At 64.0% G+C, this 26,411-nt stretch carries 24 protein-coding genes and 2 pseudogenes; 8 read left to right on the forward strand and 18 right to left on the reverse strand.

Going from position 1 to position 26,411, the window contains the following annotated elements; all coding sequences use genetic code 11:
• Positions 1–8 precede the first annotated feature (8 nt).
• Positions 9–2,786 (reverse strand): benzoate 1,2-dioxygenase electron transfer component BenC, encoded by a 2,778-nt coding sequence (gene benC / locus FAZ95_RS14810; RefSeq protein ID WP_137333150.1) that lies wholly within the window; start codon positions 2,784–2,786, stop codon positions 9–11.
• Positions 2,787–3,077: 291 nt separating this feature from the next.
• Between benC and FAZ95_RS14815 the strand changes: the two genes are divergently transcribed.
• From FAZ95_RS14815 to FAZ95_RS40065, 4 genes and pseudogenes are all read left to right on the forward strand, one after another.
• Positions 3,078–4,250, forward strand: coding sequence for a 4-hydroxybenzoate 3-monooxygenase (locus tag FAZ95_RS14815; protein WP_137333151.1), 1,173 nt, complete (start codon positions 3,078–3,080; stop codon positions 4,248–4,250).
• 321 nt (positions 4,251–4,571) lie between these two features.
• Positions 4,572–4,889 carry a hypothetical protein gene (locus FAZ95_RS14820; RefSeq protein WP_137333152.1) on the forward strand — a complete coding sequence of 106 codons (318 nt, stop codon included), beginning with the start codon at positions 4,572–4,574 and terminating at the stop codon, positions 4,887–4,889.
• A 133-nt stretch (positions 4,890–5,022) separates the two neighbouring features.
• Positions 5,023–5,169 carry a hypothetical protein gene (locus tag FAZ95_RS39345; RefSeq protein WP_175425613.1) on the forward strand — a complete coding sequence of 49 codons (147 nt, stop codon included), beginning with the start codon at positions 5,023–5,025 and terminating at the stop codon, positions 5,167–5,169.
• A 532-nt stretch (positions 5,170–5,701) separates the two neighbouring features.
• Positions 5,702–5,908: pseudogene (locus FAZ95_RS40065) on the forward strand (hypothetical protein); the annotation flags it as partial.
• Between the two features lie 356 nt (positions 5,909–6,264).
• On the opposite strand, the gene FAZ95_RS14840 reads toward FAZ95_RS40065, so the two are convergent.
• Positions 6,265–6,654 carry a TniB family NTP-binding protein gene (locus tag FAZ95_RS14840; protein ID WP_254699711.1) on the reverse strand — a complete coding sequence of 130 codons (390 nt, stop codon included), beginning with the start codon at positions 6,652–6,654 and terminating at the stop codon, positions 6,265–6,267.
• Positions 6,655–6,660: 6 nt separating this feature from the next.
• The gene (locus tag FAZ95_RS14845; protein WP_437437702.1) at positions 6,661–8,148 is read right to left on the reverse strand and encodes a DHA2 family efflux MFS transporter permease subunit; all 1,488 of its coding nucleotides are present in this window, start codon (positions 8,146–8,148) and stop codon (positions 6,661–6,663) included.
• A gap of 222 nt (positions 8,149–8,370) precedes the next feature.
• Between FAZ95_RS14845 and FAZ95_RS14850 the strand changes: the two genes are divergently transcribed.
• Both FAZ95_RS14850 and FAZ95_RS14855 read left to right on the forward strand, forming a co-directional pair.
• Entirely contained in the window at positions 8,371–8,814 is a 444-nt protein-coding gene (locus FAZ95_RS14850) for a MarR family winged helix-turn-helix transcriptional regulator (RefSeq protein ID WP_137334560.1), read from the forward strand.
• 29 nt (positions 8,815–8,843) lie between these two features.
• A pseudogene (locus FAZ95_RS14855) lies at positions 8,844–9,268 on the forward strand (urea carboxylase-associated family protein); the annotation flags it as partial.
• 82 nt (positions 9,269–9,350) lie between these two features.
• Here the strand turns inward: FAZ95_RS14855 and FAZ95_RS14860 are convergent.
• The 12 genes from FAZ95_RS14860 to FAZ95_RS14915 all read right to left on the reverse strand — a co-directional run bounded on the left by FAZ95_RS14860 (position 9,351) and on the right by FAZ95_RS14915 (position 21,423).
• Positions 9,351–9,770: an HIT family protein gene (locus tag FAZ95_RS14860; protein ID WP_137334561.1), complete on the reverse strand. Its 420-nt coding sequence runs from the start codon at positions 9,768–9,770 to the stop codon at positions 9,351–9,353.
• A 404-nt stretch (positions 9,771–10,174) separates the two neighbouring features.
• The gene (locus FAZ95_RS14865; RefSeq protein ID WP_137333155.1) at positions 10,175–11,191 is read right to left on the reverse strand and encodes a DUF7064 domain-containing protein; all 1,017 of its coding nucleotides are present in this window, start codon (positions 11,189–11,191) and stop codon (positions 10,175–10,177) included.
• Positions 11,184–12,638 (reverse strand): phosphotransferase family protein, encoded by a 1,455-nt coding sequence (locus FAZ95_RS14870; protein WP_137333156.1) that lies wholly within the window; start codon positions 12,636–12,638, stop codon positions 11,184–11,186. The genes FAZ95_RS14865 and FAZ95_RS14870 overlap by 8 nt, the downstream gene beginning before the upstream one ends.
• Positions 12,639–12,687: 49 nt before the next feature.
• Positions 12,688–13,830: an MFS transporter gene (locus FAZ95_RS14875; RefSeq protein WP_254699712.1), complete on the reverse strand. Its 1,143-nt coding sequence runs from the start codon at positions 13,828–13,830 to the stop codon at positions 12,688–12,690.
• Between the two features lie 295 nt (positions 13,831–14,125).
• The gene (locus FAZ95_RS14880; RefSeq protein WP_137333158.1) at positions 14,126–15,271 is read right to left on the reverse strand and encodes an NADH:flavin oxidoreductase; all 1,146 of its coding nucleotides are present in this window, start codon (positions 15,269–15,271) and stop codon (positions 14,126–14,128) included.
• Between the two features lie 43 nt (positions 15,272–15,314).
• Complete coding sequence (locus tag FAZ95_RS14885; RefSeq protein ID WP_137333159.1) at positions 15,315–16,115, reverse strand: crotonase/enoyl-CoA hydratase family protein; 801 nt, start codon at positions 16,113–16,115, stop codon at positions 15,315–15,317.
• A 28-nt stretch (positions 16,116–16,143) separates the two neighbouring features.
• A complete protein-coding gene (locus FAZ95_RS14890) occupies positions 16,144–16,905 on the reverse strand; it encodes a crotonase/enoyl-CoA hydratase family protein (RefSeq protein ID WP_137333160.1) in 762 nt (253 codons plus the stop codon).
• A gap of 12 nt (positions 16,906–16,917) precedes the next feature.
• Positions 16,918–17,682: an SDR family NAD(P)-dependent oxidoreductase gene (locus FAZ95_RS14895; protein WP_137333161.1), complete on the reverse strand. Its 765-nt coding sequence runs from the start codon at positions 17,680–17,682 to the stop codon at positions 16,918–16,920.
• Between the two features lie 16 nt (positions 17,683–17,698).
• Positions 17,699–18,883: a thiolase family protein gene (locus FAZ95_RS14900; protein ID WP_137333162.1), complete on the reverse strand. Its 1,185-nt coding sequence runs from the start codon at positions 18,881–18,883 to the stop codon at positions 17,699–17,701.
• A 108-nt stretch (positions 18,884–18,991) separates the two neighbouring features.
• Positions 18,992–20,155 carry an acyl-CoA dehydrogenase family protein gene (locus FAZ95_RS14905; RefSeq protein WP_437437703.1) on the reverse strand — a complete coding sequence of 388 codons (1,164 nt, stop codon included), beginning with the start codon at positions 20,153–20,155 and terminating at the stop codon, positions 18,992–18,994.
• 3 nt (positions 20,156–20,158) lie between these two features.
• Positions 20,159–21,214: an acyl-CoA dehydrogenase family protein gene (locus FAZ95_RS14910; RefSeq protein ID WP_137333163.1), complete on the reverse strand. Its 1,056-nt coding sequence runs from the start codon at positions 21,212–21,214 to the stop codon at positions 20,159–20,161.
• A complete protein-coding gene (locus FAZ95_RS14915) occupies positions 21,211–21,423 on the reverse strand; it encodes a hypothetical protein (RefSeq protein WP_137333164.1) in 213 nt (70 codons plus the stop codon). Before FAZ95_RS14915 ends, FAZ95_RS14910 begins: the two co-directional genes overlap by 4 nt.
• Before the next feature lie 245 nt (positions 21,424–21,668).
• Here FAZ95_RS14915 and FAZ95_RS14920 point away from each other — a divergent pair, with 245 nt between their 5' ends.
• Both FAZ95_RS14920 and FAZ95_RS14925 read left to right on the forward strand, forming a co-directional pair.
• On the forward strand, positions 21,669–22,325 hold the full coding sequence (locus FAZ95_RS14920) for a TetR/AcrR family transcriptional regulator (RefSeq protein WP_137333165.1): 657 nt from the start codon (positions 21,669–21,671) through the stop codon (positions 22,323–22,325).
• A 115-nt stretch (positions 22,326–22,440) separates the two neighbouring features.
• Positions 22,441–23,208: an SDR family NAD(P)-dependent oxidoreductase gene (locus FAZ95_RS14925; protein ID WP_137333166.1), complete on the forward strand. Its 768-nt coding sequence runs from the start codon at positions 22,441–22,443 to the stop codon at positions 23,206–23,208.
• 69 nt (positions 23,209–23,277) lie between these two features.
• Here FAZ95_RS14925 and FAZ95_RS14930 read toward each other — a convergent pair whose 3' ends face one another.
• The 3 genes from FAZ95_RS14930 to FAZ95_RS14940 form a co-directional block, all read right to left on the reverse strand.
• Positions 23,278–23,499, reverse strand: a complete 222-nt coding sequence (locus tag FAZ95_RS14930) for a hypothetical protein (RefSeq protein ID WP_137333167.1) — start codon at positions 23,497–23,499, stop codon at positions 23,278–23,280.
• A gap of 111 nt (positions 23,500–23,610) precedes the next feature.
• Positions 23,611–24,372 (reverse strand): DUF2889 domain-containing protein, encoded by a 762-nt coding sequence (locus tag FAZ95_RS14935; protein ID WP_137333168.1) that lies wholly within the window; start codon positions 24,370–24,372, stop codon positions 23,611–23,613.
• An 18-nt stretch (positions 24,373–24,390) separates the two neighbouring features.
• Positions 24,391–26,301, reverse strand: coding sequence for an oxidoreductase (locus tag FAZ95_RS14940; protein ID WP_254699920.1), 1,911 nt, complete (start codon positions 26,299–26,301; stop codon positions 24,391–24,393).
• Between the last annotated feature and the right edge of the window lie 110 nt (positions 26,302–26,411).

Consider the following 26,411-nt stretch of genomic DNA (forward strand, 5'->3'; position numbering starts at 1 on the left):
CATCCGGGTTAGGCCGATAACCCACCCAGCCTCACGAACAGGTGCTCCGGCCCGGAGTTGGTCAGGTTGTTGCCCCGCACATACTGGATCGGCCTTGCCGGATCGAGCACAATATCGCCAACCTTGCGGGCCAGAGCCTTCGTCGCGATTAGCGTCTCCAGCTTGGCGAGCGGCGCGCCAAGGCATTTGTGCATGCCGTTGCCGAAACCCAGATGGCCGCTGGAATCGCGGTCGATGTCGAACGTCTCGCCCTCGGCAAATTTGCGGCTGTCGCGGTTCGCAGCCGACAGCAGCAATCGCACCACCGCGCCCTTGGGCAGATCAACGCCCGCAACGGTGGTCGCCTCGGTGGTGATGCGGCTCACGCGCTGGACGGTACCACGGTAGCGCGCCACCTCTTCGACGAAACGGTCAGCGTCGGCGGGGGTTTCGCGGATACGTCCCAGCAGCTTCGGCTGTTCGGCGAACATGCGAAAAGCGTTGGCGACAAGGATAGTCGTCGTGTCGTGCCCGGCGATGAAGACGAAGGCGCACAGCTCCTTCGCTTCCTTTTCCGAAAGCAGCCCGTCCTTCCACATGCGCGCGATATGTCCGCCGATCGACTGGCTGTCGGTGCGAGCGAGCCGCTCCAGCGCTTGCTTCAGGTAAGCGAAGAAAGCCTGTGCGCTCTGCTCGTCGGTGCCGGTCCCCGGCGCATTGCGGGCGAGGCGCCCGAAGTAGCTAAAGGTCTCGTCCGACCAGAACTTCATCTTCTCCTCATCCTCGTTCGGCACGTCGATCATCGTGGAGATGGTCGAGATGCTGAGCGGGATAGCGAAATCATTGACGACATCACCGCCGCCTTTGGCAATCATCGCGTCGAGCAGGTCCTCCGCCCTTTGCGCGATCTGCTCGATAAAGGGATCGAGCGCGAGCGGCAGGAAGGACGGCTGGACGACCTTGCGTAACCGCGAATGGTCGGGCGCATCGAACAGCGTCAGGAACGTCAGCGGTGGCGGGCTGACGACCTCGGAGGAAAACAGCTTCGGGTTGCGGATCGCCTGGTAGACATCGTCATAGCGCGAGAGGAACCACACGTCCGAAGTCGCCGACTGGCAACGCAGCACCGGCGCGTGCTCCCGCATCCAGCGGTAGTGCTCGTAAGGGTCACCTTGCGAGCCGTCATCGACCACCTTGAATGGCTCCAGCCCCTCGGGCCAGTCCAGTTCGTGTGAATAGGCCGGAAGGGTCTTGGCCGTGAATGGGCAGATCTGCGGCACAGCAGACGGGAGAGAGGGGGGCGCTGCAGCCACGGGTGCCGTCTTGCCCATCGCCATACGCTCCAGCGCCCGGCTCATCGTGGCCTTGGAATGGAGCGCATGCAGCGCAATCACGTCGCGCGCCGCGTTCAGGTCGCCCAGTTCGAAGGCGGCGACAATGTCCCGGTGCTGCTGGACGATATCGCCGACAATCTCGATCTGGTCGGTCAGCGCGCGAGCGATGTAGTCCTGCACGGCCAGATGCCGGTAGAGCGCGATCAGCTGAGCGTTCCCCGAAGCTTCGATCGTGAACATGTGGAAGGCGTGGTTTGCCTCGATGTAGCGCGGAACGTCGGTAAAGCGCCGCCCGGACACGAACTGCGCCGTCGCCTCGGCGAGCTGGCGGAAGATGATCAATTGCTCGCTCGACAGCCGGCCCATGGTCAGCTGAGCCGCCCCCAGTTCGAGAGCCATGCGCAGGTCGAAGGCTTCATCGACATCAACAGGAGCGATGCGCTCCTCGCCGGTCTGGACCACCAGGCCGGTGCCGGCGAACTTCTCGTAATAGAAATTGCACGGTGCCAGCCCTTCGGACGAGAGAAAGTTGCGCACCGCATCAACCATCGGCGGCGGGCCGCAGAGGTAGACATCCGCATCGCCACCGTTGAGCTGGGAGGCGCTGATGTGGTGGGTCACATAGCCCTTGTTGGGATGGGCACTATCGGGGCTGGAGACGGTGCAGGCATAGGTGAAGTTCGGCAGGCGCTGCGCATAGGTTTCGAGCCGGTCGATGCCAACCAGATCCTCATCGCTGTTCACACCCAGGATCATGTGGATCGGATACGGGCTGCCGCCGTCTTTGACGATCTTGTCCAGCATCGAGAGGAACGGCGCGAGGCCCGTGCCACCCGCCAGGAACAGCACCGGCCGCTCGATGGGGCGCAGGTAGAAGCTTCCCATCGGGCCGCGAAACTCGATTGGGTCCCCTACTTTGGCGCTTTCGCAGAGCCAGGTCGACATTACCCCTTGACGCACATTGCGCACAAGGAAGGACAAGTGCGGCTCGGACGGCCCCGAGCTGAAAGAGTAGGACCGTGTCTGATCGGTGTCGGGCACCCGGATGTTGACATACTGCCCAGGAAGGAAGGTGAGATCTGCGCGGTTCTCGAGATCGACCGAGAAGACTATCGTGGTGTCCGAGGCTCGCTGGCAGGCGACGATCCGTCCCCTGTGGGCGGACAAGCCGGTACCCGAGACATCGGAGTTCGTGGCGATCTGGATCACGCAGTCGGAACGTGGGCTCATCTGGCAGGTGAGAACCTTGCGGGAGCTCGCCTCCTCCGGGCTAAGCGCATCTTCCACGCAGTCGCCCAGCACGTACTCGCCGGACTCGCAGACCGCTTTGCAGGTGCCACACACACCATCACGGCAATCGAGTGGAATATTGATCTTGTGGCGAATGGCGGCATCGGTGACGCGCTCGCCCTCCTCGCACTCGATGAAGCGGGACACTCCGTCCTCAAAACGGAGGGTTATCTGATGGGCCATGGCGGTGTCTCCTCTAGAGCCGCCCGAACATACCGCTCCGCTGGCGGTATGCTCGGGCGGGGTGGCGCGCGAGGTAGCCTTGTTTCTCGCAAGCCCCCGGTGGGTTTAGTGACGCCAATTTAGAGCCTGAGCCGCGTTCCCCTCAACGGACAGAGACGACGTTCACCCGGACAAAACGTGCATTGCACCACTATCTCAATCCGAGATAGTCCTTATCCATGACATCGGGTTGTGAAATAGACGTTGTAACCGGCACACTTGCGCGAAATCAACCCCTTCAGGAGACACTTCATGCGTACGCAAGTCGGCATCATCGGCGCAGGGCCAGCGGGCCTGCTGCTTTCCCATCTTCTCCATCTTCAAGGCATCGAGTCGGTGGTGCTCGAAGCACGCAGCCGCGAGCAAATCGAATCGACGATTCGCGCGGGCGTGCTCGAGCAAGGCACGATGGACCTGTTGACCGAAACGGGCGTCGGGGATCGGATGAAAGCGGAAGGCGCGCTGCACCACGGCTTCGAGCTGGCATTCGAAGGAAAGCGCCGCCGCATCGATCTCACCGCGCTGACCGGCAAGTCAATCACCGTCTACGCGCAGCACGAAGTCCTCAAGGATCTCGTTGCCGCCCGCGTCGCCGCAGGCGGTTCGCTTTACTTCAACGTGTCGGACGTGTCGATTGCGGATATCGATACCGAAGCGCCGTCGATCCGCTTCGTTCACGACGGCGTCGAACAGACGCTGATGTGCGACTTCGTGATCGGTTGCGACGGCTCACAGGGCGTGTCGCGCGCAACGATCCCCGCCGCGCGGCGCAACGACTATGAGCGCGTGTTCCCGTTCGGCTGGTTCGGCATTCTCGTCGAGGCGCCGCCCTCGTCGGACGAATTGATCTACGCCCGCCACGAACGCGGCTTCGCGCTGGTCAGCACGCGTTCGCCAAACGTGCAGCGGATGTATTTCCAGTGCGATCCGCAGGACTCGGTCGACAACTGGTCGGACGACCGGATCTGGGCGGAGATGCATGCGCGCGTCGACTCGGCGGACGGCCAGCGACTGATCGAAGGCCGGATCTTCCAGAAGACTATCGTGGGCATGCGCAGCTTCGTATCGACGACGATGCAGCACGGGCGGCTGTTCCTCGCGGGGGATGCCGCGCATATCGTTCCGCCGACCGGTGCGAAGGGGCTCAACCTGGCCGTATCCGACGTGCGTATCCTCGCGGCTGCGCTGCGGGCTTTTTATCGGGAAGACCGCACGGATCTCCTCGATGCTTACAGCGAGACGGCGTTGAAACGCATCTGGCGCGCCGAGCACTTCTCTTATTGGATGACGCGGATGATGCATCGCCTCGATGATGCGTCGCCGTTCGAGCAGCGATTGCAGGTCTCGGAGCTCGAGCACGTGACGACGTCGCGCGCGGCAGCGACCGCGATGGCGGAAAACTACGTTGGTGCAGCGGTGGTCTGAGCTGCACCCGCGCGTCGCGCGCCTCGGTTGCGCGGCATGCTCAATGCGCGAGCGCCAGATCGCGCATTGCGGCCCACCGGCACTGAACCGAATCGAGCATTCGCTGTTTCTGCAGTTGCCCGCTACGCCTGCCACGCAGCTTTCCGATTCTGACGCATTGGCCCCTCTAGACCGGGATGTCAGATCGACATACCTTGTTCAGGTCGCTATTCACGACTCTCAGCGCTCCGCGACGGAGAACGCAATCGGGCACAGGGTGCGGGTCATAGGCATCGAATATTGTCTGCTTCCGACCGGTTGTCCTGAGATTTCGAAGTGTAGATGGCAGAAACCTTCATTAGTCTCTCGACTCAATCGAGCTTGCTCGCCGGTGCGAAAAAACACGATCCGGCACCAGCATGTCCTGAATTAGGGGCGGCAGTAAAAAAAGACGCAATCCGCAGCAAATCAGCCTCATTAGCTGATTACCTCCCGCACGGCATCCCAACGCGCGCGGCGACATGTGCCGGATTCCATCACGAGTCTGCGATGGAGCATTGCTGCCCACTCAGCGACTTCATTGATGTCCGTCTTGCGCAACGGAATCGACAAATCTATCGACACCGCAACGGTAGACAACCGGCCTTTATCGCGAACTAGCCGAAAGGGCCGACTTGCCCGGGTCCGAGTCCGCACATAGACTGCTCCGACGTCGAGGCCCATCTGACTCGCCCCCGTTCACCAATGCGGATTCCAACGCGCGAACAAAACGCTGAAACGCATCCAGGGTCCCATGGACACTTCGGTACTCAGTGCCGCCAATCCTGCCATCAAGCACGACCAGCATTCCAGCATCCCGCGCCAACTCGATGATGTTCATTGCGGTCTCCTCAAAGCGTTACCAGATCGCCTGTCTATCGACCTGGCGCTCACGCCGTAAGCTGATACGCCCGCATCGCCGGCGTGCTCGCGTTTGCGGGGAACACGTTCCACGAACCGTCATCGTGACGGAAGAAAACGATGGCCAAATATCCGTCCGGCCGCACCGCGCCGATGCGCACGGAGCGCCTGCGATCCGATGGTGTGCGACTGAACGCCATCACGCGCACCGTCACCACCGCAGCAGGCCCAAACCACTTGCCGACCAACGATCACAAGCACTTCTCACCAGACTCCATCTCGCTCTCCTCTTACCCCGGCGCCACCTGGAGTAGCTTCGGCAACGCTGACGAAAGAGCACGCAAGACCTGCCGGTATGCGTCTGTGGCGTGTCGCCACCCGCGATTGCAATCGGTGAGTCCGGCTTGGATACTGTCGATAACGCATCGCGTCGGACAGCACTTGTCGAATCCATCGCGTCATCGAACCGGCCCACGATCGACTCGAATTGCGTCTTCATCCAGCGCGGTTCGTCGAGTTCCATCTCGCGCGTTACCTGCGTGTTGATGTCCACACAGAATTGACCCCCCTATGCCATAGCGGCACGTATGCCGGCCATCTTGAGCAGCGTGCTGGACAAGGCGCGTGCAGGCTTCACGCCCGAGGAAGTCGGCTTTCTCAAGAGCATGTTGAGGCTCATCCTAGCGAACAAGGATGAGCCGACGGGCGACGAGGGAAGAGCTCAAGACCGAAGCGATGCACAGCAATCGGGTTGCGAGAGTTGTAAAGGCGCCCTTTGAATCCGCCGACATCGAACCATTAGCCAGCAATCTCGGCATCTCCCGGGTCGATTTCCACGCCCCAAATCTTATCCATGTCCGCCGCATCAAAAAGATCCCAATCGATCGCACGAGCTTTTGCAATTGAGCTCGGTACGCGTGGTGGCCACGCCTTGACTCTCGGCTTGCAGCAAGCCTGAATTTCTTTTCAGCTTCCCGGGCGCATCGGCTCATCGTGGCTACAACCCAGCTTGTGTAGCGCAGAATCGTTCCCACGCCAGTTCGACCGTCATCCGGTAGGACTCACTACACGGCCGAACCAACTCCCGAATGCCTCATCCTCGAATGGGCGCGGCGCGTAAGGCAAGGGCTGCAGGTTATCGCATGCTTGTTGAAGCGACATCTTTCAAATGCTCAAGCGTGATAGATTCGTGCGCTCTGCCGATTGCCAATTCAGCTGCAGCGTTTAAGATCCTGGAAATTTCTCCTGTTAGGCCGCCGCTTACGGCAAGGACATGCTGCGCGATCTCACGCTGCGCCAGGTCGGACGGAAGGCGCAGTGGCAGGATTCGCTCGGAGGCCGCCAGCAAGCGCCGGAATGCTTCGCTCTCGCGCCAGCGCGGCACTTCGAACGGCGTGAACCGGCTCACCATCCGCGCGTCGGTTTGCAGGGCGATAACTGCATCGCGGGTGCCGACCAGCACCATGCCGCCCTGAAGGTCGTTGGCGAGGAATTTGAGTAGATTAAGCGAAGCGCGGGCCGCCACGGCAGGTCAATCCATCACGGCGTGCGCGAGCGTTTCGCCGTCGACCTTCCTTGCCGGCCGGATCAGCAGCACGAGCGGAATGACGAGCAGAGTCGCAACGAACATCAGCTTGAAGTCGTTCAGATACGCAATCATCGAAGCCTGCTGCGTAATCGACTGGTTCAGCACGGCGATGTCGTAGTGCGATCCGTTGGCGAGCATCGGCTGCATCGCAGGATTGAACGGGTTGACGTTCGCCGCCAGGTCCGCGTGCGCGATCTGGGTGCCACGCGTCATCAGCGTCTGCACGATCGAAATGCCGATACTGCTGCCGATATTGCGCATCAGACTGTAGGTTGCCGTGCCGTCAGCGCGCAACGCGGGTGTCAACGTCGAAAAGGTCAGCGTGCTCAACGGCACGAACACGAGACCGAGACCGAAGCCTTGGACCACGCCCGGCCAGACGATATCGGATTCTGCCAGCACGATTGTGTAGTGCATCATCTGCCATAGCGCGAACGCGGAGATCAAGAAGCCCGCGAGGAGGATCAGGCGCGCATCGAGCCGCTTGAGTAGACGACCGGCTAACAGCATGGCGACCATCGTGCCGGCGCCGCTCGGCGCGGTGACGAGTCCGGTCGTCGCGACCGGATAGTTCATCAGGTTCTGCAGCATCGGCGGCAGCAGGGCTCGGGTTGCATACATCACGGCGCCAATCACGAAGATGAAGAAGATGCCGGTGGCGAAGTTGCGATCCTTCAACAGTTCATACCTGAAGAACGAGGTCTTTCCTGCCGTCGCCGTATGCGCCAGAAAGAAGGCGAAGCTGATCGCGGCGGCGAGCGCCTCGATGACGATCTCATGCGAGCCGAACCAGTCAAGCTGCTCACCGCGATCTAGCATCGCCTGGAGTGCGCCGATCGCGAGACTCAACGTCGCGAAGCCGAACAGGTCAAACTTCGCATCATGCCGCGTAGGCCTGGCCGGGAGGAACGTCAGCACGCCGAAGAGCGCAAACGCGCCGATCGGCACGTTGATAAAGAATACCCAGCGCCAGTTGTAGCTGTCGGTGAGCCATCCGCCGAGTGTCGGGCCGAGAACCGGCCCGACCATCACGCCCATGCCCCACACCGCCATAGCCTGACCCTGCTTTTCGCGGGGATTGATGTCGAGCAGGATCGATTGCGACAGCGGCACCAGCGATGCCCCAAAAATACCCTGCAGCAGGCGCGATCCCACGATCTGCGGCAGCGTTTCGGACAGTCCGCACAGCGCGGAGGCAACCGTGAAGCCCGCAATCGAGAGCGCCAGCAGGCGCTTGACGCTCAGCCGGTCCGAGAGCCAGCCGGTCAACGGCGTCGCGATCGCGGCGGCCACGATATATGAGGTCAACACCCACGTGATTTCGTCCTGCGAAGCCGACAGGCTGCCCTGCATATGCGGCAGCGCCACGTTGGCGATCGTGCTGTCTAGCGTCTGGATCAGGGTGGCGAGCATGATCGAAATGGTGATCATGGGCCGGTTGAGCGGCACGGTAGCGCTCCCTGACGGCGATTCGGGGGACATGCGGGTGGAGTGGCCTTAAATAATAAGCAGGCTTATTATATATTCGATGACCGCGACAGCAAACCCAAAATTTTCGGGGTCGTCGCGAACGAGGGAAGGTCCGCGTGTGCGCGATGTTCAGGACGTACGGCCGATGTCCGTTCTCGCCAAATGCTTTCGTATAATCACGCGATGGATACCCACATTGAAGAACGCTTCGGCTTCTTGATCTCCGACGTCGGCCGCCTGTGCGGCAAGCGCTTCGACGATCTCGCGAAGTCGTCGGTCGATCTCACGCGTGCGCAATGCCGCGCGCTAGCTTATCTGGCGCATTACGGCGAGGTGAATCAGGCGCGGCTCGCCGACTTGCTGGACGTGGCGCCGATTTCGGCCGGGCGGTTACTGGACCGGATGGAGGAAGGCGGCTGGATCGAGCGTTTCGATAATCCCGACGATCGCCGCGAACGGCAAGTGCGGATAACCGCGAAGGCCGAGCGCACGCTCGGCAAGGCGCGCAAGGTTGGCGACGAAGTCGCGGCAGAAGGGCTCGACGGTCTGACTGACGTGGAGGCAAAACAGTTGATTGAGTTGCTGCAACGGGTGCGGTGCAATCTGAGCAGGATTGTCGATCGGTAACGTGCACGGGGTAGTGATCGCAGTGCGAGAACCGTATATTGACGGGCGAAGACTTCCACTTTCATTGCCATTCGAATCTGACGCGCGCCATCGCGCCGTATGGCCTGACCGAGTACGACGTACACGATGTACTCAACGTGTTCCAGTGCACAGGGTTGAATCTCGATGACAAGTACTTCATGAAGGCGTGTCCCGCAAAGAAGGGGATTATCTGGAGTTCTTTGCCGAGATCGATCTGCTGTGTGCGTTGTCGACATACCCGGGCGGTGATCTCTCGCTGCCGATGTGGGGCCCCGATGCGCGTGATCCACTCGAGGTGTGTCGGCCGCTTGGCGTCGAAAACTATCGGCTCGCGCCGCAATTGCTCGAAGGATGGTCGCAACCGACTGTGGCTGCGTACAAGGGGCAGCATGGGTTAACGCTGCAACGCCCTGACTCGAAGTACGGTTGCTGATGGGGCTGTTCCGCACATCATAGCGGACCGCCTTATTGCAACAGAACCGGCCGGACACGACTTCTCAGTGCAATGCACTCCGTTACACAAGCCGCTCGCGGATGCGCTGAGCGAACGCTTCGAGCGTGGCGACGTCGGCGATCTCGCGCGCATGCAGGCTCAACGCAACGCCCTCCCAGCGTGGGATCACATGGAAGTGCACGTGGGCCACCGTCTGGCCTGCCGCGCTGCCGTTGAACTGGCCGATGAACACGCCGTCCGCCTGTAGCGCGTCGCGCACGGCAATCGCAATCCGTTGCGTCATGCGCATGCACGCTATCGCCGACGCGCCCGATAACTCGAAGATTTGTGCAACGGGCTCCTTGGGAATGACCAGTACATGTCCGTCGGCTTGCGGCATCAGGCCCATGATGGCGCACGTGGCGTCGTCCTCCGCCACTTTGACGCACGGCAGATCGCCGCGGAGGATCTTTGCGAACGCGTTGTTGCTGTCGTAGGATATGGCAGTGTACAAGGGTCGGTTTGTCTGGATTGACGATGACATCCGGACGATTATTGGCCGATGCCGGGAGTGATTTCAACATCTGGCCGACTGCTCCTCCTGCGTACGCTTTTCTCGCGTATTTGTTGCTCAATGCTTCGAAGCCGACGTGACTGCGATCGATGAACAGGCAGTTCTGCTCGCATCGAGCGCGATCGACCGAGGCAGACATTGCAAGCGGCACCTCCCACCGCCCCTCGAGGTCGACGTCCGCCTGCGCGCGCAAATAAACACCGAGTCCCACCAATATCCACGCTCACAGCCAGCCCGCATATTCTTCTGCTGGGCCGCCTCATCGTCGTCCCCCTACGAAACCTGTGTCCCGATTCGTGCTGGGCAGCATTGTTGGCAGCACGCCGAGTGGGTCAGACCGGCTGGCAGACGCGCGCGACGAAGTCGTTCCACTGCACTTCCTGCGTCTCTCCCCAGCCGATTTCATCGAACTGGGGCGAGGTCCATTTCGTCAGTCCGCAATGGCACAGCGCGTTCTGCCAGCAGTGCCAGGGATTGCTGGCCGTCACCTCGCCGATGAAACGGTAGCGAGTGCCTTCCTCGGTCTCGCAGTCAATGATGCTACGCACCGGGCGCAAGCCGTCTTCCGCCCGCTCGGTGAGCTTGGACATCGTCTTCAACCGCAGCTGTCTGCCATGGTCGTAGATCCAGGCGTCGCTGACGAGCGCGTCCCGCGGCAGCTCGTAGAGGCCAGCCCAGTTCGGGTTGCGCTGCGGATCGTCGAAGCCGGCGATCGTGAACGCGAAATCCTTCGAGAAGGCACAGTTCATCCAGGTGTACGGCGGGATCGGATGGCCGTCCTCGGGGCGGCGCTCGCCCCAGGAGCGATCGCGGATCGTCAGGTTATCGAAGCGGTACTCTCTGCCGTCATGCACGGCCGAACCGACGGCCCGCATGGTCTGCTCGAAGTGCTGGTTGTTGGCCCGCACGATCGCGGGCTGCACGGCCTCCTGCACCATATCGAGCTTGAAGCGGCGGGCCGCGTTCTCGTACCGGATGCGCATACGCTCCATCGGCTTCTCGAAGGTCACCGTCAGTCCGTTCGGCAGGCGGATGTTGCCTGCGCCGTCGAAAATTTCGTCGGTGTTGAAGTTGCGGAAGTCGAACACCTCGGCCGCGAGTTGTTCCCGCTTGTGCCCGAAGTGCACGAAAATGCCGCCTGTGCACAAGTGCAAGTTCGGGTGAGTCCAGATATGGATGAACCCATGCATCCGCGACTCGGGCTCATAGAAGGCCCAGTACCACGTCTCCGTCATCTCGGGATGCTTTTCGGGAAGCGTACGGCCGTGATAGAAGTCGTCGCGCTCGGTGGGCGTGCCGAAGCCTTTTTGGCTCTTCGTCCAGGCGATGGTTTCGGTCGATTCAGACATTCGATGCGGCTCCTTGGATAATCGAGTTCAGCGTTTCGATCTCAAACTTGGGGATGTAGACGGTTCCGGCGACTGACAGCGGCACGTCCTTCACGCCCGGCAGCAGCAGCGAGTTCAGCGAGCCCATGCAGGCCACCATGTTGCGGGCGCTCTTCCAGACATCGAAGAAGCGCGCCGCCTTCGCCTCGAAGCGGAAACCGGACTCGGCCTCGTAGACCTCGGTAAACTGGGGCCACGCCTCGATCTGATCGATGAACGGCTTGATGTAGACCAGGTCTTCCATCGGGTCGCTGTGATGGCTGAACTCCCAGTCCAGCAGCGCGAGCAACTGATCGTTCCGCATCAACATGTTGTGATAGCCCGCATCGCCGTGCACACGGCAGGCTGGGCGGCCCCCCAGATCCTCGAGGTGATCGACGAGCCAGGCGAGGCCCAGGGCAATGCCCGGGTGCGGATGCCGTTCCCGCTCCTCCACCCGCTGTTGCAGCTCGGCGATATCGGCGCGCAGCACTTCCCGCACGTCGGCATCCTTGCGCACTGTCGAGCGGTGCAGCAATGCAAGCGCGCCGGCCAGGCTCCGGGCCCACTTCAGCCGGGTCGCAGGATCCGTCGGCACCGCCAGGTGCGCCGGCTCGCCCTTGGCGAAGCCGACTGCCATGAACGCACCGCCAAAATGCGCCACGTCGGGCTCCAGCCACAATGGTTGCGGCGTCGGCACGCCGGCCGCATGCACCTCTTGCAGCACGGCGAATTCCGATACCACGCTGGATCCGGTGGGCAGGCCGTAGCCATCCTTGCGAATCACGATCGTCTGTTCGCCGCCTGCATCGAGCCGGACGATGTAGGTTTCCTTCGAGAAGCCGCCCATCAGCCGCTGAACCTCGAGCACGGCGGTCGCCCCATGTTCGGGGAGGCGCGCACGCAAGTAATCCTGCAGAGGCTCGGCGGTGATGTAGATCGCACCGCTGCCCGACTTGTCTTCCCGCCGGTCGCCCCGGCCTCCCTGGTACGCGTTCCGCGCACCGGAGCCGATCGTGGGGTCCGCGTGTTCGTGGTACGAAACTAGAAAATCGCGCAGGCGCCGCGCGACCAAAGCCTCCGTCTGCGCATCGAGCTTGCGCCCGCCGGTCTCGCACTGCCCGCCCTGCAATACCGCCGTCAGTTCGGCGCCGACTCCCTCGGACCAATGCGGCAGCGACCGGCGCGTGACTGCGGCGGGTGCCGACTTGCCGAGTAACGCACTCAGTTCTCCGGACAACGCGCGCTCGTCACGGCGCAGCTCTGCCAGCAATGGCGCATCGTAGGCAGCCTGAGCCAACTGGTAACCGATCGCCGTTACGGCCATGTGAGCTTCGGTCAGTTGGTCGGCTGTCAACGCTTCCAAGTGCGTGAGGCGTTCGAGGAACGCCTGGGTGGAAACGAGGACCTTACGGGTGATGTCATCCATTCAATCAATGCTCCGAATGCAAGGGATCTCGTGCACGATGACGCGCAGCTCAGGAGGCGGCGACCACGGCGAGGGAGGATTTCCGCCGATGCAGCGTCAACAGCATCACGTAGAAGAAGAGGCCCGCCACCGCAAGCAGTGCGGCCGTGATCAGAAACGGCACGTCGTAGTGGCCAAAGCGGTCGAACATCAACCCGAGCGCCGGCGCGAACCCGAAGATGAACGGCAGCTTGATCGAGTAGCTGTATCCCATCGCGCGGCTCACGCTGGCCGTGTCGAACATCTGGCTGATCGCGGCTCCGTGCAGCGTGACCAGCGGCACCACGCAGATGCCGAGCAGCGCAGCGAGCACATACAAGGCGGTGCCGTCGACATACAGGAAGCTCCACCACAACAGTGCCTGGCAAAAGGTGCTGACCACCAGTGCGGCCGGCGGGCCGATGCGGTCGCAGATCCAGCCGAACAGCGCCGTGCCGCCGACACCCGCGCCGGCATAAACGGACAGCAGCGCCGAGGCCGACTGCAGCGACATTTGCCTGCTCACGCCGAACGGCACGATGTGCACGACGAAGCCGGTGCCTGCGCCGGCCACGATTCCGATGCCGAGCGACAGCAGCCAGAACGCCGGCCGTTTCATGATCGGCGCGGCCTCCTCTCCCTGCGCCGCCGCAACATCCGCTGCGCGCGCCGACGCAGGCGGGTGCTCGACCAGCAGCATCAACACCGCCACGAGCGCGGCGCAGATCGTGCCCATCGCGCTCAGCAACACACAACGGCCGTAGCGCGGCAGCGTCTCGGCGACGATGTAGGGCGTGAGGAACAGCAGGATTGGCAGGTTGACGATGCCGAGCACCTTGCCCCGCTTCGACTCGAACCAGCGGCTAACCAGGATCAGCGGCCCGAGGATCGCCGTCAGGCAGACACCGACGCCGATCAGGCCGAACATCGCGAGCGCGACATGGAACGAACCGGTGAAGGCCAGCCCCCAGTAACCGATAGCGCTGAGCAGCGCGCCGAGCGCCATGCCGGTGCGCACGGACACGCGTTGCTGCATGCCGCCGAGGAACGGCGAGAGGCCGCCGATGGCCAGCGTGATCATGCTCATGCCGGTGGCGGCAGCGGCGCGCGGCACGCCGAAGTGCTGCTCGGTACTCGCGAGCAACGGCCCGAACGAGCCGAATGCAAGACCCATGGCGCAGTTCTGCGCAACGACGCACACGAGTACCACTCGCCACCGCAGTCGATCTAGCAATCGCTCAGCAGTCCTACTGTCATTGCCCACAAGCGTCCCCTGATCATTGTTGCGTACCGGCGAGTCTAATGTGCAACAGGCTCCGGCACGCCGCACACAGGCGCAATCAAACATGCCTCACACAGCAATCGAGTGCTGCATCAATCCGCCTGCCGCTCGGATTTGCGCGTCCAGCTCGCCGAATGCATCCCCTTGCGCAGGCTTCATCCAGACCGTGGCTCACCGATGCGACGGGTCAGGCGAGCTGGCTCAGCGTGTTCGGATCGAACGGCACTGCAGCCTCGCCAGCGATCGCCTTGCGCGCCCATTCTGCGTCGCCGAGTACTGCGCGACCCACCGCGACAAGATCGAATTCGCCGTGCATGAGACGGCTCACCACCCGCTCCACGTTATCGACGGCAGCGACGCCCTTGTCTCCGTCGTACATCCCCTTGTTGATCCCGACGCCTCCGACCGCCATCGACAGCTTGCCTGTCACCTTCTTCGCCCAGCCTGCGAGGCTGAGGTCGGAATCCGGATAGGCGGCCTTGTCGAAGTAGCGCACGCTCGCATCGAACACGTCCACGCCGGCGTCGGCCAGCGGGCCGAGCACCTGTTCCAGTTCCTGCGGCGTCGTTGCGAGCTGGGCACGGAAGTCCTGCTGTTTCCACTGCGAGAAGCGGAAGAAGATCGGCACGAGGGGCCCGATCGCCTGCCGGATGCGGCGCACGACTTCCACCGCGAACGCCGTGCGCTGCGCGTGATCGCCACCCCAGCGGTCGTTGCGCACGTTGGTTTCGTCCCACAGGAAGGTGTCGATCAGGTAGCCGTGCGCCCCGTGGATGGCGACGCCGTCGAAGCCCGCGAGCGTGGCGTTACGGGCGGAGCGCACGTAGGCCTCGATGACTTCGTCGATCTCGGACTCGCGCATCGGCTCGCCGATGCGCCGATCTGCAGGGACCTTCCCCGCGGCCAGCGAGGTCATGCGCCCAAGCGGCCCCCAGACGCCTGACGGACTCAGTGTCCGCGCCTCGGGATTCGGCCCGGTACCGGCCAGCCGCAGCGCCCCCTGGTGCCACAGCTGCGGCACGATTCGACCGCCAGCCGCATGCACCGTCTCGACGACGCGCCGCCAGCCCGCAACCGGCGCGTCCCCATGCAGCACCGGAATGTTGTCTTCGCCAAGACCGGCGTCGCCGAGCGCCGACGGATGATCGATCCCAACCGCCTCGGTGATGATGAGGCCACAGCCGCCCGCCGCACGGCGCGAGTAGTACTTCGCCACCTCCTCAGTGGGCGCGCCGTCAGGACAGAAGCCCCGGGTCATCGGTGACATCGCAACGCGATTGGGGACCGTGAGCGTGCGGATTGTGAGCGGAGAAGACAGGCTCTGACGGGTCATGGGATGGTCGTTCCGAAAGGAATAGCTGCAGTGAACCGCGCATTTAGCCTCGCCCGAACTGCGGCGCACGCTTGGCGAGGAAGGCGGCGACGGCTTCGGCGTGGTCGGGCGTGGTGTGCGATAGCGCCTGCGCCGCGGCCGAAAGCTCGAGGATCGTCGACAGCGTCGCCGTGCGTGCCTCGCGCATCAGCCGCTTGGTCATGCGCACCGCGTGGGGCGGATTCGCCGCGATGCGGCCGGCAACGGCTCTCGCTGCGGCCATCAGCTCGGCGTCGCCGACGACTTGCGAAACCAGCCCGCAGGCCAGCGCGTCACGAGCATCGATGATGTCGCCGGTGAAGGCCAGTTCGCAGGCTTTCGAAAAACCGATCACGCGCGGCAGCAGCCACGCACCGCCATCGCCCGGCACGATGCCGAGCTTGACGAAGCTCTCCGCGAAGCGTGCGCTCTCGCCCGCGATGCGGATGTCGCACATGCATGCGAGGTCGCATCCGGCGCCGATCGCCGGGCCGTTGACGGCGGCGACGACAGGGATTTCGATCTGTTCGAACAGCAGCGGGAGCCGCTGGATGCCGCGGCGGTAGTTCTGCCGGGTCTGGATCGGACGGGCGTCGACGAGGCCGCCGCCCGGCTGCATCGAATGGATATTGCCGCCGGTCGAAAACGCCGAGCCGGCGCCTGTCAGGATCACGACGCGCGCAGACAGGTCCGCATCGGCGGCTTCGATCGCATCGCACAGCGCGTCGATCATCGCCGGATCGGAGACGGGGTTGCGCTGCTCGGGCCGGTTCAGCGTCAGCGTCACGATGCCGTCGGATGTGCTGCGCAGCAGGATATCTATCATGGTCTGGCTCGTTGGAAGAAAAGAAGCCTCAGGCTCCGGTCCAGACCGGCATGCGCTTCTCGGCGAAGGCGGTGGCGCCCTCCTTTGCATCGGCAGACTTGAACACGGGCATCGTGTATTCGTTCTGTCGATCGAAGAGCTCGGTGCTCGCCCAGTCCTGCGATTCCTGCATCACCCGCTTGCTCACGGCTACGGCCATCGGGCCGTTCGCCGCGATGGCGGCGGCCAGTGCCCGGGCCACGGTGAGCGCCTGGCCGGCCGGCGCGACCCGGTTGATCAGGCCGTGCGCGAGCAGCGCCTGCGCGGAGACCGTCGCGCCGGTCAACACGAGCTCGAGCGCCACACGGTACGGGAGTTGGCGCGGAAGCCGCACCAAGCCACCCGCATTGGCAACGAGCCCGCGCCTGACTTCGGGCAGGCCGAACGTCGAGGCCTCGGAGGCGACGATCAGATCGCAGGCGAGCGCCATTTCGAAGCCGCCGGCCAAGGCATGCCCCTCCACCGCGGCAATCAGAGGCTTGCGAATCGTCGCGTTGGTCAGGCCGGCAAAGCCGCGTCCATACGGCTTGACGTTCTCGCCGCGCAAGAAGGCTTTCAGGTCCATCCCGGCAGAAAAAGTCCCGCCGGCCCCCGTGAGGATCGCAACCTGGATGTCGTTGCGCCGGTCGATCTGGTCGGTCGCGTCGGCGATCGCGAGGGCCACCGCCGCGTTCACCGCGTTGCGGGCTTCCGGGCGGTTGATCGTGATGGTGGCGATGCCGTCAGCCACCTCGAAAACGACTTCGGACATGTGCGGGGCTCCTCAGCGCGGCGGCATGCGGATCGCGCCGTCGAGGCGGATCGTCTCGCCGTTCAGCATGGAGTTCTCGATGATGTGCGCGGCCGTGAGCGCGAACTCCGACGGCTTGCCGAGACGCGACGGGTGCGGCACGGCCTTCGCGAGCGACTCGCGCACCTCGGGCGCGACGCGCTCGAGGATCGGCGTGTCGAAGGTGCCGGGGGCGATCGTGCAGACGCGGATCTTGCGGCTCGCCAAGTCGCGTGCGGCGACGATCGTCATGCCCACGATGCCAGCCTTGGCGGAGGCATAGGGTATCTGCCCGATCTGCCCTTCGAATGCGGCGACCGATGCGGTCAGCACGATGACGCCGCGTTCGCCGTCGACTTCCTCCGTTTTCGCCATCTCAGCAGCAGCCAGCCGCAGCACGTTGAAGCTGCCGATCAGGTTGATGCGGACGATCGTCTCGTAGTGGTCGAGCGACCCGGGCACGCCGTTCTTGTCAACTACGCGCAGCGGGCCGCCGCGTCCGGCGCAGTGTACGGTCGCGCGCAACGGACCCAGCCCCGACGCTGCTTCGAAGACTTGCAGCATCTGTTCTTCGCTCGTGACGTCAGCCGGGACGAAGCGGCAGTTCGGGCCGAACTTGTCGGCCACGGCGGCGCCGTCGGAGGTCGGCAGGTCGGCAATCACCACCTTCGCGCCCTGCGACAGCAGCTTCTCGACCGTTGCCCGGCCGAGACCGGATGCACCGCCCGTGACGACGGCAGACATTCCCTGGATGTTCATATGGCTCTCGGCTTCCTTAGAGTCGTTCGATGATGGTGGCATTGGCCAGGCCGCCGGCCTCGCACATGGTCTGCAAGCCGTAGCGGCCGCCTGTCTGTTCGAGCGCATGGAGCATCGTCGTCATCAGCCGCCCGCCCGATGCACCGAGCGGATGGCCAAGCGCAATCGCACCTCCGCGCGGGTTGAGCTTCGCGGGATCGGCATCGAACTCGCGCAGCCAGGCGAGCGGCACGCTGGCGAACGCCTCGTTGACTTCGAAGTGGTCGATATCACTGACTTTCAGTCCCGCTTTCGCGAGCACGCGGCGCGTCGACGGAATCGGCGCCGTCAGCATCATGATGGGGTCATCGCCGATCACGTCGAACGCGACGAACCGCGCGCGCGGCTTCAGGCCGAGGCGCTTGGCCGTCTGCTCGCTCATCAAGAGCAGTGCCGAGGCGCCGTCGGCAAGCTGCGACGAATTGCCTGCGGTGACACTCCAGTTGATCTCCGGGTAGCGCGCCTTCATCTCATCGTTGACGAAAGACGGCTGCAGCGCGGCGAGCCCTTCGGCTGTCGTGCTGTCGCGAATCGTCTCGTCGGCACTCAAGAGAGCGCCGCCTTCGCCGATCGACACGATCTCGGCATCGAAAGCGCCGCTATTGCGCGCCGCGGCCGCGCGCCGGTGCGACTGTGCCGACAACGCATCGAGTTCCTCACGCGAAATCTTCCATTTCGCCGCGATGCGTTCGGCCGCAATGCCCTGCGAGATGAGTCCGTCGGGATAGCGTGCATAGAGCATCGCACCAAGCGGGTCCTTGCCGATGCGCGCAGTGAACATCGGGACCCGGCTCATCGATTCGACACCGCCGGCCACCACGATGTCGTAGGCGCCGGCCGCGATGCCCTGCGCGGCGAAGTGCACGGCCTGCTGGCTCGAGCCGCAACGACGGTCGACCACCGTTGAGGGCACGTGTTCGGGAAGCCCCGCGCCGAGCCACGCAATACGGCCCGGCGACCCGGACTGTTCGCCGACCTGGCTCACGCAGCCGACGATCACGTCGTCGACGCTGCCCGGGTCGACATCGTTGCGTGACATCAGCCTCTTGAACAACTGCCCCAAGAGATCGGTCGGATGCAGCTCCGACAACGCACCGCCCGCCTTGCCCCGGCCCATGGGTGTCCGGATGGCGTCCACGATTACCGCACTGTTCGTCGTCATATTTGTGCCTTGTATTGCTGAGAGTGCAGCCAGTATGTCGCCCGCTCGTAAGGCCGGGTTGTCCCTTGCCGCAATGGGACTAGCTGCAGTCCGGAAAGAATGCGGGAATCAGCGCAGCCCAAGTCCGCGCGAGATGATGCCGCGCAGGATCTCGCGCGTCCCGCCACGCAAAGAGTAGGAAGGCGCGTTCATGACCGACTGCGCAAGCACCGCGTAGAAGTCCTGGTTCAGAGCCGGGCCGGCAGCCTCGTGCGCGAAGAGTTCACGCGCGAGTTCGGGCAGCTCCTGCTCGAACACGGCGCCGAGATCCTTGACGATGGACGCCTGCAGTTGCGGATCCACGCCTTCCTCGAGCATCGCGGTCACGCTTTTGGACAGGTGCCGCAGCGTCACGAGGTGGGCAGCGAAGCGGCCGAGCGCCACCGCCGCACGATCGTCCGGCGCATTGCCGAGCACCCGCACCAACTCCACGAGCACCCGATATGACGAAAGGAAGCGTTCCGGTCCGCTGCGCTCGTAGGCGAGCTCGCTCGTCACCTGCGCCCAGCCATCGCCCTCCTTGCCGATCAGCGCGTCGGACGGCAGGAAGACGTCCTCGAAGACGACCTCGTTGAAATGGTGGCGACCCGTCATGTCAACGATCGGCCGAATCGTGATGCCGGGCGTCTTCAAATCGACGAGCAGCTGGCTCGTGCCGCCCTGCCGATCCTCGCGGCTGCCGCTCGTGCGACAGAACAGCACCATGTAATGGGCCTCGTGGGCATAGGTCGTCCATAGCTTCGTGCCGTTGACGCGCCATCCTCCGTCGACAGGCTGCGCACGGGTCTGCACCGCGGCAAGGTCGGAGCCCGAGTTCGGCTCGCTCATGCCGATGCAGCTGAAGCATTCGCCGCGCGCCATGCGCGGCAGGAGCCGGGACTTCTGCGCCTCGGTGCCGAACTTCAACAGCAGCGGTCCGGTCTGCCGGTCGGCGAACCAGTGGGCAGCTACTGGCGCACCGGCGGCGAGCAGTTCCTCGAGCACCACATAACGTTCGAACGCGGTGCGCCCGTGGCCGCCGTACTGCTTCGGCCAAGTCATGCCGATCCAACCGCGCTCGCCGAGCCGACGGCTGAAGGCCGCGTCGAAGCCGCTCCACGATTCGCCGCGCCGGAGCGCGGTCCAGGCCCGTCCCTCCTCGGCAATGAAGGCGCGCACCTCGTCGCGCAGTAGCTCGACAGCCGGCGAGCGATTGAGTCCGGAAAAAGAAAACTGAGGCATCATGGACGTCACCCGTCAAATCGCTGTGAGGAAGGACCAGAGCACATCGGCGCCGGTGCGCGCGACCCGCAGTCCGATCTGCCGGTTCCAGTACGCCTCCCCGCCGCCCTCGTCACGGCAGGACCAGAGCAGTTTGGTGAAGTAGTGCAGCCGGTGCTCGGCAGTGAAGCCGATCGCGCCGTGGATCTGATGCGCGAGGCCACACGCGATGCTCGCTGCTTCGCCGGCGCGCGCCTTGGCAATCGCGATCGGCAACACGTCGCCCCCGGCGGCGAACGCTCGGGCGGCGAGGTCCGCCGCGGCGGCGGCCGCGCATGACTGGCTCGCGAGCACCGCGAGGTTCTGCTGGATCACCTGGAACTTGCCGATCGGCTTGCCGAATTGCACGCGGTCCCGGGCGTAGTCGACCGTCAGCGACAGCACGCGTTCGAGCGCCCCGGCGATCGTCAGCGCCCGCGCGGCGGCCTCATCCGCCGCATAAATCGCACGCCCGTGCGGCGCCGGCAGGGCCGCGCCCGGCGCAAGGTCGGCATCGATGTGAAGCGTGTCGCGTGGTGCGCCGGCGATATTCGCACCGGGCTCGCTTGTCCAGCCGCCCGCGGGTGCCGAAACCAGATAAAGCCGATCTTCGTGCCGCGCCAATGCAGCAAGCCGAGCCGCGTGCCGCCCCCACGGAACGCGCGTGCACGTGCCGCGCAGCCGCCAACCGCGAGCCACGCGTTCGAGCGCCAGGACATCGTTGCCCACGCCAGGCACAAGCACGGTCACGCCTGCGCCCGGCTCGAAACCGGCTTCGCCGAGGCGGCGGTTGGCGATCATCGTTTCGGCCAGCGGCAGCGGCAGCGCGTGGCAGCCGGCCAGGCGCACCAGCGCCAGCGCGTCGAGCGGATCGACGCCGAAGCCGCCGGCCGCTTCGTCCGTCAGCGCAAGCGGAAGGCCGAGGTCCTCGACGGCCTGCCAGTGTGCCCCCTGCCATTCGCCCTGCTCCGCCCGCCGCAGCGCCTCGTCGGAGCACAGGTCGGAGAACAGGCGCGTCGCCGAGTCGAGCAACATCGGGTCGCCTGAGCTCATCGCTGTTCCTCGTAGTTAAAGGCTGCGTTGTCGAGGGAGAAGGGCTTGTTCAATTGAATCGCGGACATGTTGACGTGCTTTCCGGCTGGCTCTGGCGCTCCGTTGAGTCGATAGCGGCGAACGGCGCGGGGCCCGTCGCTGAAATCGAATCTAGCAAGCGCCTGGATCGCCAGCTTGTCCGCCTCGGCAATGGAAGTGGCCTTGAACACTTGGGCGCGTGTCCCGGGCGGGAGCGGGTCAGGCTCAAAAAGCGGATATCGATTGCGGTCGGCGTGCGACGAGCAAACCCTTGCGGCTCGATTGCATCACTTCCGCTGCATCGTCAAGCATCCGTCGACTGACACGACACGTGTATAGTCGATACTGTTTGACCGACCTATTGGCGACGCTTCCTCCGGCGTCGTGGCATAACGTTTCTGCTCCAGCGAGCACAGCCGAAAGAGAGCGTTTCTGGATGGATACTGACGAGATTCAAGAGCGGCAGCGTGCCGGTTCCGATGCAAACAAAAATGCCGGCCGCCCGTCGATCCGCGAAGAGCAGAAGCAGCGCACCCGCGACCGGATCCTCGACGCGGCCTTCGAGATATTCCAGGAGGTCGGGTTCCGCGCCGCCACCGTCGATGAAATCATGAAGCGCGCCGGGGCCGGCCGTGCGACGTTCTATCTCCACTTCAAGGACAAGATGGAGATTGCGGCCGGCATCGGCAGACGCTCGGGCGTAGTGGTTGCGGAACGATTCCGGCGCCTCGACAGCCTCGTTGCGCCGACTCGCGCCGACGTGCGGGCCTGGTTGGAGGAGGACGTCGCCGAAAGGCGAAACAACGACGTCCTCGTGCACGTGATCCATGAGGCGATGACGACCGATCCGGGTTTCGGGCAGGAATACCTCGATTATTGCGGGCGCATCGCGCAGCGCGTCATGGTCAATACCATCGCCCGCTGGCCTGAAGAACGGCAGGCGCTGGCCCGCTCGAGATTCGTGTGCCTTTTCATCATGCTGGATCGCGTCGAATTCCATATGCTTTGCCAGGGCCTCAACTTCGGCGGCTGCGATCCGCTGGACGCAGTCGCCGAGATTTTGTGGAACGAACTGTTCGGCAACGCAATGTGATTTGCCCGTGGAGGCTTTGGCCTCACGTTCGCCCTGGCCGCCGCATAGCGAGGCCAATTTCTGCCCTAGACTCCCAGCACCTTCTCTCACACCGACACAATCGGAAGGAGCCTAAATGGGACGTCTGCAAGACAAGGTCACGATCGTCACCGGCGCCGCGCGCGGACAAGGCGAGGCCACCGCCCGGCTGTTCGCGGCCGAAGGCGCACGCGTCGTGCTGACCGATGTGCTGAAGCACGAAGGGGAGCAGGTCGCGCGCAGTATCGGCGAGTCCGCCATCTTCCTCGAACACGATGTCTCCGACGAAGCCGCCTGGGCCGCGGTCGTGGAGTCCACGCTCGAGCGCTTCGGCCAAGTCGACGTGCTGGTGAATAACGCCGCAGTCTGCCTTTTCGCCCCGCTGATGAACACCGGCAAAGCCGACTTCGACAGGATGTTGTCGATCAACCTGCTCGGCTGCTTCCTCGGCATGAAGGCAGTGGTGCCGGCGATGCAGGCCGCCGGGCGCGGATCCATCGTCAACATCTCGTCGGTGAACGGCCTGCGCGGCACGATCGGCATGAGCGCCTACGACGCGGGGAAGTGGGCAGTGCGCGGCATGAGCAAGGGCGTGGCGCTCGAGCTGGCGCCGCTCGGCATCCGCGTGAACACCGTGCACCCTGGCGCGATCGACACGCAAATGCTCAACCCTGGCGATGCACTGGACACGAGCAAGATGGCCAAAGTCTTCGGCATCGCCTTCGGCCGTGTCGGGCGGGCCGAGGAAGTGGCGCATGCCAGCCTCTTTCTCGCGAGCGACGACGCCTCCTACATCAGCGGTGCGGAGCTGGCTGTCGATGGCACGTGGTCGGCAGGATTACTGACTAATATCACCGATATGTAATAGGCTATCGCGGCGACTTCGCCAGAATCGAGATCTGCTTTCCGTGCAGATCTCGACGTAACCTGGAACTCATGCCTTGCGCAGCGTGCGCAGCACCTCCTCCCCGAGCAACGTGGCGGAAATCTGGAAGTTGCCGTCCGACTCTGCCAGGCCCTGGTCGAGGATCGAATAGTAGGCCCACCAGACTTCATCCGGCATGTGGCCGCGGTCGTGAGCAGGCAGCGACCGTAGCGCAGTCCGCTCGTTGGCAGTCAGCCGTGCCGCGATATTTGAAGGATCAGGTTGGTTCATCTCGTCAAGTCTCCAGGTTTCCGGTGCGGTGCGGCTCTGCACCGTGCGGCGCGTCCTGCCATATCGGCTCGTCCGGGCCTCGAGTGCGGCAGGCCGGTGCGACAAGTACCGTTAGAGGAACTTCAGCAGGCGCTCGGGGTGATCCGTGAAGTCGCGACGCGTCCCTTCCAGGCGGACCGCAATCGCAATGCGTTCGTGGCCATAGCCAAAGCAGAGCCCGGTGTTGTGCTGCTGCTCGGCAGCGGAGAGCGGGCCGCTCTCCAACACGTAGCGGCGCGACTGCGCAACGAAGCAGCCCTTTTGCAGCACAAGGATCGCCTCCAGGTCGTCGCCCTCGAAGTTCTCCGCCGCCCAACTCGTGAAGCCACGGAAAAGATGACGGCCGGCGAAGGGTTCGGGGTCGAGGACGGTCGAATTCTCGAGCCGCCACTGCAGCACCACGTCGCCGTCGCGGTGCAGCGTCGACGGCCGGCATTCGGCGTTATCGTCAGGCATCTCCATGAGGTAATCCCGCACCGTCTCGCCGCGCGTGGCGTGGGCCACACCGAGCCGTGCGAGGTCGAACATGTGCGTGCAGTTCTGCCGCGCTCGCCCGCCGGCGTAGAAGTTGGCAAAGGGGCTGCCGATAGGCGTGCCAACGACGGCCTGCAACGGCTCGCCGGCTCCGGTGCACGTGTTCATCGGAATACGGCGGAACTCGGGCCTGAGCGCGGTGACACGTTGTCCATCATGCTCGACGACACAACGCATCCCATGCGCGAGATCTTCCATCTCCACCACGACCTGGTTCTTCCGGCCGATCATCCGGATACGCCGCCAGGCGGTCTGATGCCCGTAGTCGGCCGCCGGCGAAAAAACGCTGGAAAGACTCATGTGCGGGTCCCTTTCCGGTCAGGCCGCCGCGCCGGCGATATGGCCTTCGCGGATCGCCGCTTCCAGGAACCGCGGCGAATTGGCGTCGCCAACCACGCGCACATCGTGATGGCGCCCCGCCAACTCCACATGAAGCTCGCGGTTTGGCCGATTGTGGCTGACGAACACCACAGTGTCGGCCGGAACAAGCTCGGTGTCGGTCCTATCGTCGGTCAGGTGGGTCGGGCCGACGATGACGTTACGGCCCGTGACTCCGATCGCGCGGGTGCGAATCTTGAAACGGAAGGGCTTGCCCTGCATGCGGGTCAGGAACGGCTCGTTCATCAGCGCCAACTGGACCGCCGGTGCAAATTCCCGAAGCCGCGAGACATAGGTGACCGACAGCCCCTTGCTGATCAGATGCTCGGCCGCTGCCAATCCTTCGTAATGGCCAACGTCGTCGATCACTACGGCCGTCTTGCCGAGGTCTTCCGGCGGCGCCAGGAACAGTGCGGTCGACGAAATCACATGGCGCTGCTCGATGCCCTGTAGCGGCTGGCCCGGATGCGAGCCCTGGATGCCGTCCATGCGCGGCGTCGAACCCGTGGCGAGAATCACCGCATCGGCATTGGAGGCGAGCACGTCGTCGGCGTCCGTGTAGGTGCTCAGTCGCACGTCGACGCCGAGACGGTAGATCTCCGACTCGAGCCAGGTCAGGATGTCCCCGATGCCGTGTCGAGTGGGCGCCATTGCCGCAACGCGCAGCGAGCCGCCCAGGCGCGAGTCCGCCTCCGCCAGCGTGACATGGTGGCCCCGGGTCGCCGCGACCCGGGCCGCTTCCATGCCGGCCGGCCCGCCGCCGACCACCAACACCTTCTTTGGCGTGTCGACCTTGCTCAGTCGATGGTCGCCGCGCTCCAGCTCGTGACCGGTGCCCGCGTTGACGGCGCATTCCATACCCAGCCACAAGGCCCCTGCTCTTGCCACGCACGCCTGGTTGCAGCCGATGCAGGGCCGTACCTGGTCAGCCTTTCCGGCCAGGCTCTTCGCGACGAGGTCGGGATCCGCGATCATGGCCCTCACGAGGCCGACCATGTCGGCTTCGCCAGCGCGAATCACCTGATCGATTTCTTCCAGCGTGCGGTAGCGGCCGATCACGATCGTCGGCGACTTGACCGCCTTGGCGATCGGGACGCTCGTCGGCATTTCATAGCCCATGGGCTCGTGCATGCCGCCGACCATCTTGTTGAAGCTGTTGTAGTTGCCGACCGAGATGTTCACGTAGTCGATCAGGCCGCGCGCTTCGAGCATCTGCGCCACGCGCAGGTTTTCGTCGATGCCGAGGCCGCCGACCGTAAGGTCCGGCGCAACCCGTACGCCCACGACAAAACGCTTCGAGACAGCGCCGCGTATCGCAGTCAGCAATTCCATGATGAACCGGGCGCGGTTCTCAAAGCTGCCGCCGTATTCGTCTTCGCGCTTGTTGGTATTGGCCGAAAGGAATTGCGCGGGCAGATAGCCGTGTGCGCAATGCACGTCGACGCCGTCGAGGCCGCAGCGCTCCATGCGCAGCGCTGCATCGACGTAGGCCCCGATCACGGTGTCGATCATCATCTTCGTCATCGGCTGCGGCACGACGCCGACCTCTGGGCTGATCACGTCGGAGGGCGCCCAGGGCGGAGCACCGTCGGCCGGCACGATGTGGTGGCCGGCATGCCAGAGCTGCTGAAACAGCTTCATGCCATGCGGCGCCACAGCGTCGACGAGTTTGCGCATGCCGCCCTCGATCGACGGCTCGAAAATGTTGAGGCAGAACGCGGAGCTCGGGTGCACCGATCCCACTTCGAGAATCGACAGCGCAGCGCCGCCGCGGGCGCGGGCCTCGTGGTAGGCAATCAGCGCATCGTTCATCGTGCCCTTGCCGATGACGGTGCCATGGGCCGGACGCACGATGCGATTCTTCAACTCGATCGCGCCGATGCGGATCGGCTTGTCGACATGGGTATAAGCCAACGCTCGTCTCCTGTAGGTTGCGGTCTATGCGCCGTGTTCCGCCTGGC

Source organism: Trinickia violacea (assembly GCF_005280735.1).
Classification (GTDB): Bacteria; Pseudomonadota; Gammaproteobacteria; order Burkholderiales; family Burkholderiaceae; genus Trinickia_A; species Trinickia_A violacea.

What these genes read in the sequence shown, in the direction of transcription:
- benC (WP_137333150.1), bottom strand. Translation starts at nt 2,786, where the DNA reads ATGGCCCATCAGATAACCCTCCGTTTTGAGGACGGAGTGTCCCGCTTC.
- FAZ95_RS14815 (WP_137333151.1), top strand. Translation starts at nt 3,078, where the DNA reads ATGCGTACGCAAGTCGGCATCATCGGCGCAGGGCCAGCGGGCCTGCTG.
- FAZ95_RS14820 (WP_137333152.1), top strand. Translation starts at nt 4,572, where the DNA reads ATGGCAGAAACCTTCATTAGTCTCTCGACTCAATCGAGCTTGCTCGCC.
- FAZ95_RS39345 (WP_175425613.1), top strand. Translation starts at nt 5,023, where the DNA reads ATGGACACTTCGGTACTCAGTGCCGCCAATCCTGCCATCAAGCACGAC.
- FAZ95_RS14845 (WP_437437702.1), bottom strand. Translation starts at nt 8,148, where the DNA reads ATGATCACCATTTCGATCATGCTCGCCACCCTGATCCAGACGCTAGAC.
- FAZ95_RS14850 (WP_137334560.1), top strand. Translation starts at nt 8,371, where the DNA reads ATGGATACCCACATTGAAGAACGCTTCGGCTTCTTGATCTCCGACGTC.
- FAZ95_RS14865 (WP_137333155.1), bottom strand. Translation starts at nt 11,191, where the DNA reads ATGTCTGAATCGACCGAAACCATCGCCTGGACGAAGAGCCAAAAAGGC.
- FAZ95_RS14870 (WP_137333156.1), bottom strand. Translation starts at nt 12,638, where the DNA reads ATGGATGACATCACCCGTAAGGTCCTCGTTTCCACCCAGGCGTTCCTC.
- FAZ95_RS14875 (WP_254699712.1), bottom strand. Translation starts at nt 13,830, where the DNA reads ATGGGTCTTGCATTCGGCTCGTTCGGGCCGTTGCTCGCGAGTACCGAG.
- FAZ95_RS14880 (WP_137333158.1), bottom strand. Translation starts at nt 15,271, where the DNA reads ATGACCCGTCAGAGCCTGTCTTCTCCGCTCACAATCCGCACGCTCACG.
- FAZ95_RS14885 (WP_137333159.1), bottom strand. Translation starts at nt 16,115, where the DNA reads ATGATAGATATCCTGCTGCGCAGCACATCCGACGGCATCGTGACGCTG.
- FAZ95_RS14890 (WP_137333160.1), bottom strand. Translation starts at nt 16,905, where the DNA reads ATGTCCGAAGTCGTTTTCGAGGTGGCTGACGGCATCGCCACCATCACG.
- FAZ95_RS14895 (WP_137333161.1), bottom strand. Translation starts at nt 17,682, where the DNA reads ATGAACATCCAGGGAATGTCTGCCGTCGTCACGGGCGGTGCATCCGGT.
- FAZ95_RS14900 (WP_137333162.1), bottom strand. Translation starts at nt 18,883, where the DNA reads ATGACGACGAACAGTGCGGTAATCGTGGACGCCATCCGGACACCCATG.
- FAZ95_RS14910 (WP_137333163.1), bottom strand. Translation starts at nt 21,214, where the DNA reads ATGAGCTCAGGCGACCCGATGTTGCTCGACTCGGCGACGCGCCTGTTC.
- FAZ95_RS14920 (WP_137333165.1), top strand. Translation starts at nt 21,669, where the DNA reads ATGGATACTGACGAGATTCAAGAGCGGCAGCGTGCCGGTTCCGATGCA.
- FAZ95_RS14925 (WP_137333166.1), top strand. Translation starts at nt 22,441, where the DNA reads ATGGGACGTCTGCAAGACAAGGTCACGATCGTCACCGGCGCCGCGCGC.
- FAZ95_RS14930 (WP_137333167.1), bottom strand. Translation starts at nt 23,499, where the DNA reads ATGAACCAACCTGATCCTTCAAATATCGCGGCACGGCTGACTGCCAAC.
- FAZ95_RS14935 (WP_137333168.1), bottom strand. Translation starts at nt 24,372, where the DNA reads ATGAGTCTTTCCAGCGTTTTTTCGCCGGCGGCCGACTACGGGCATCAG.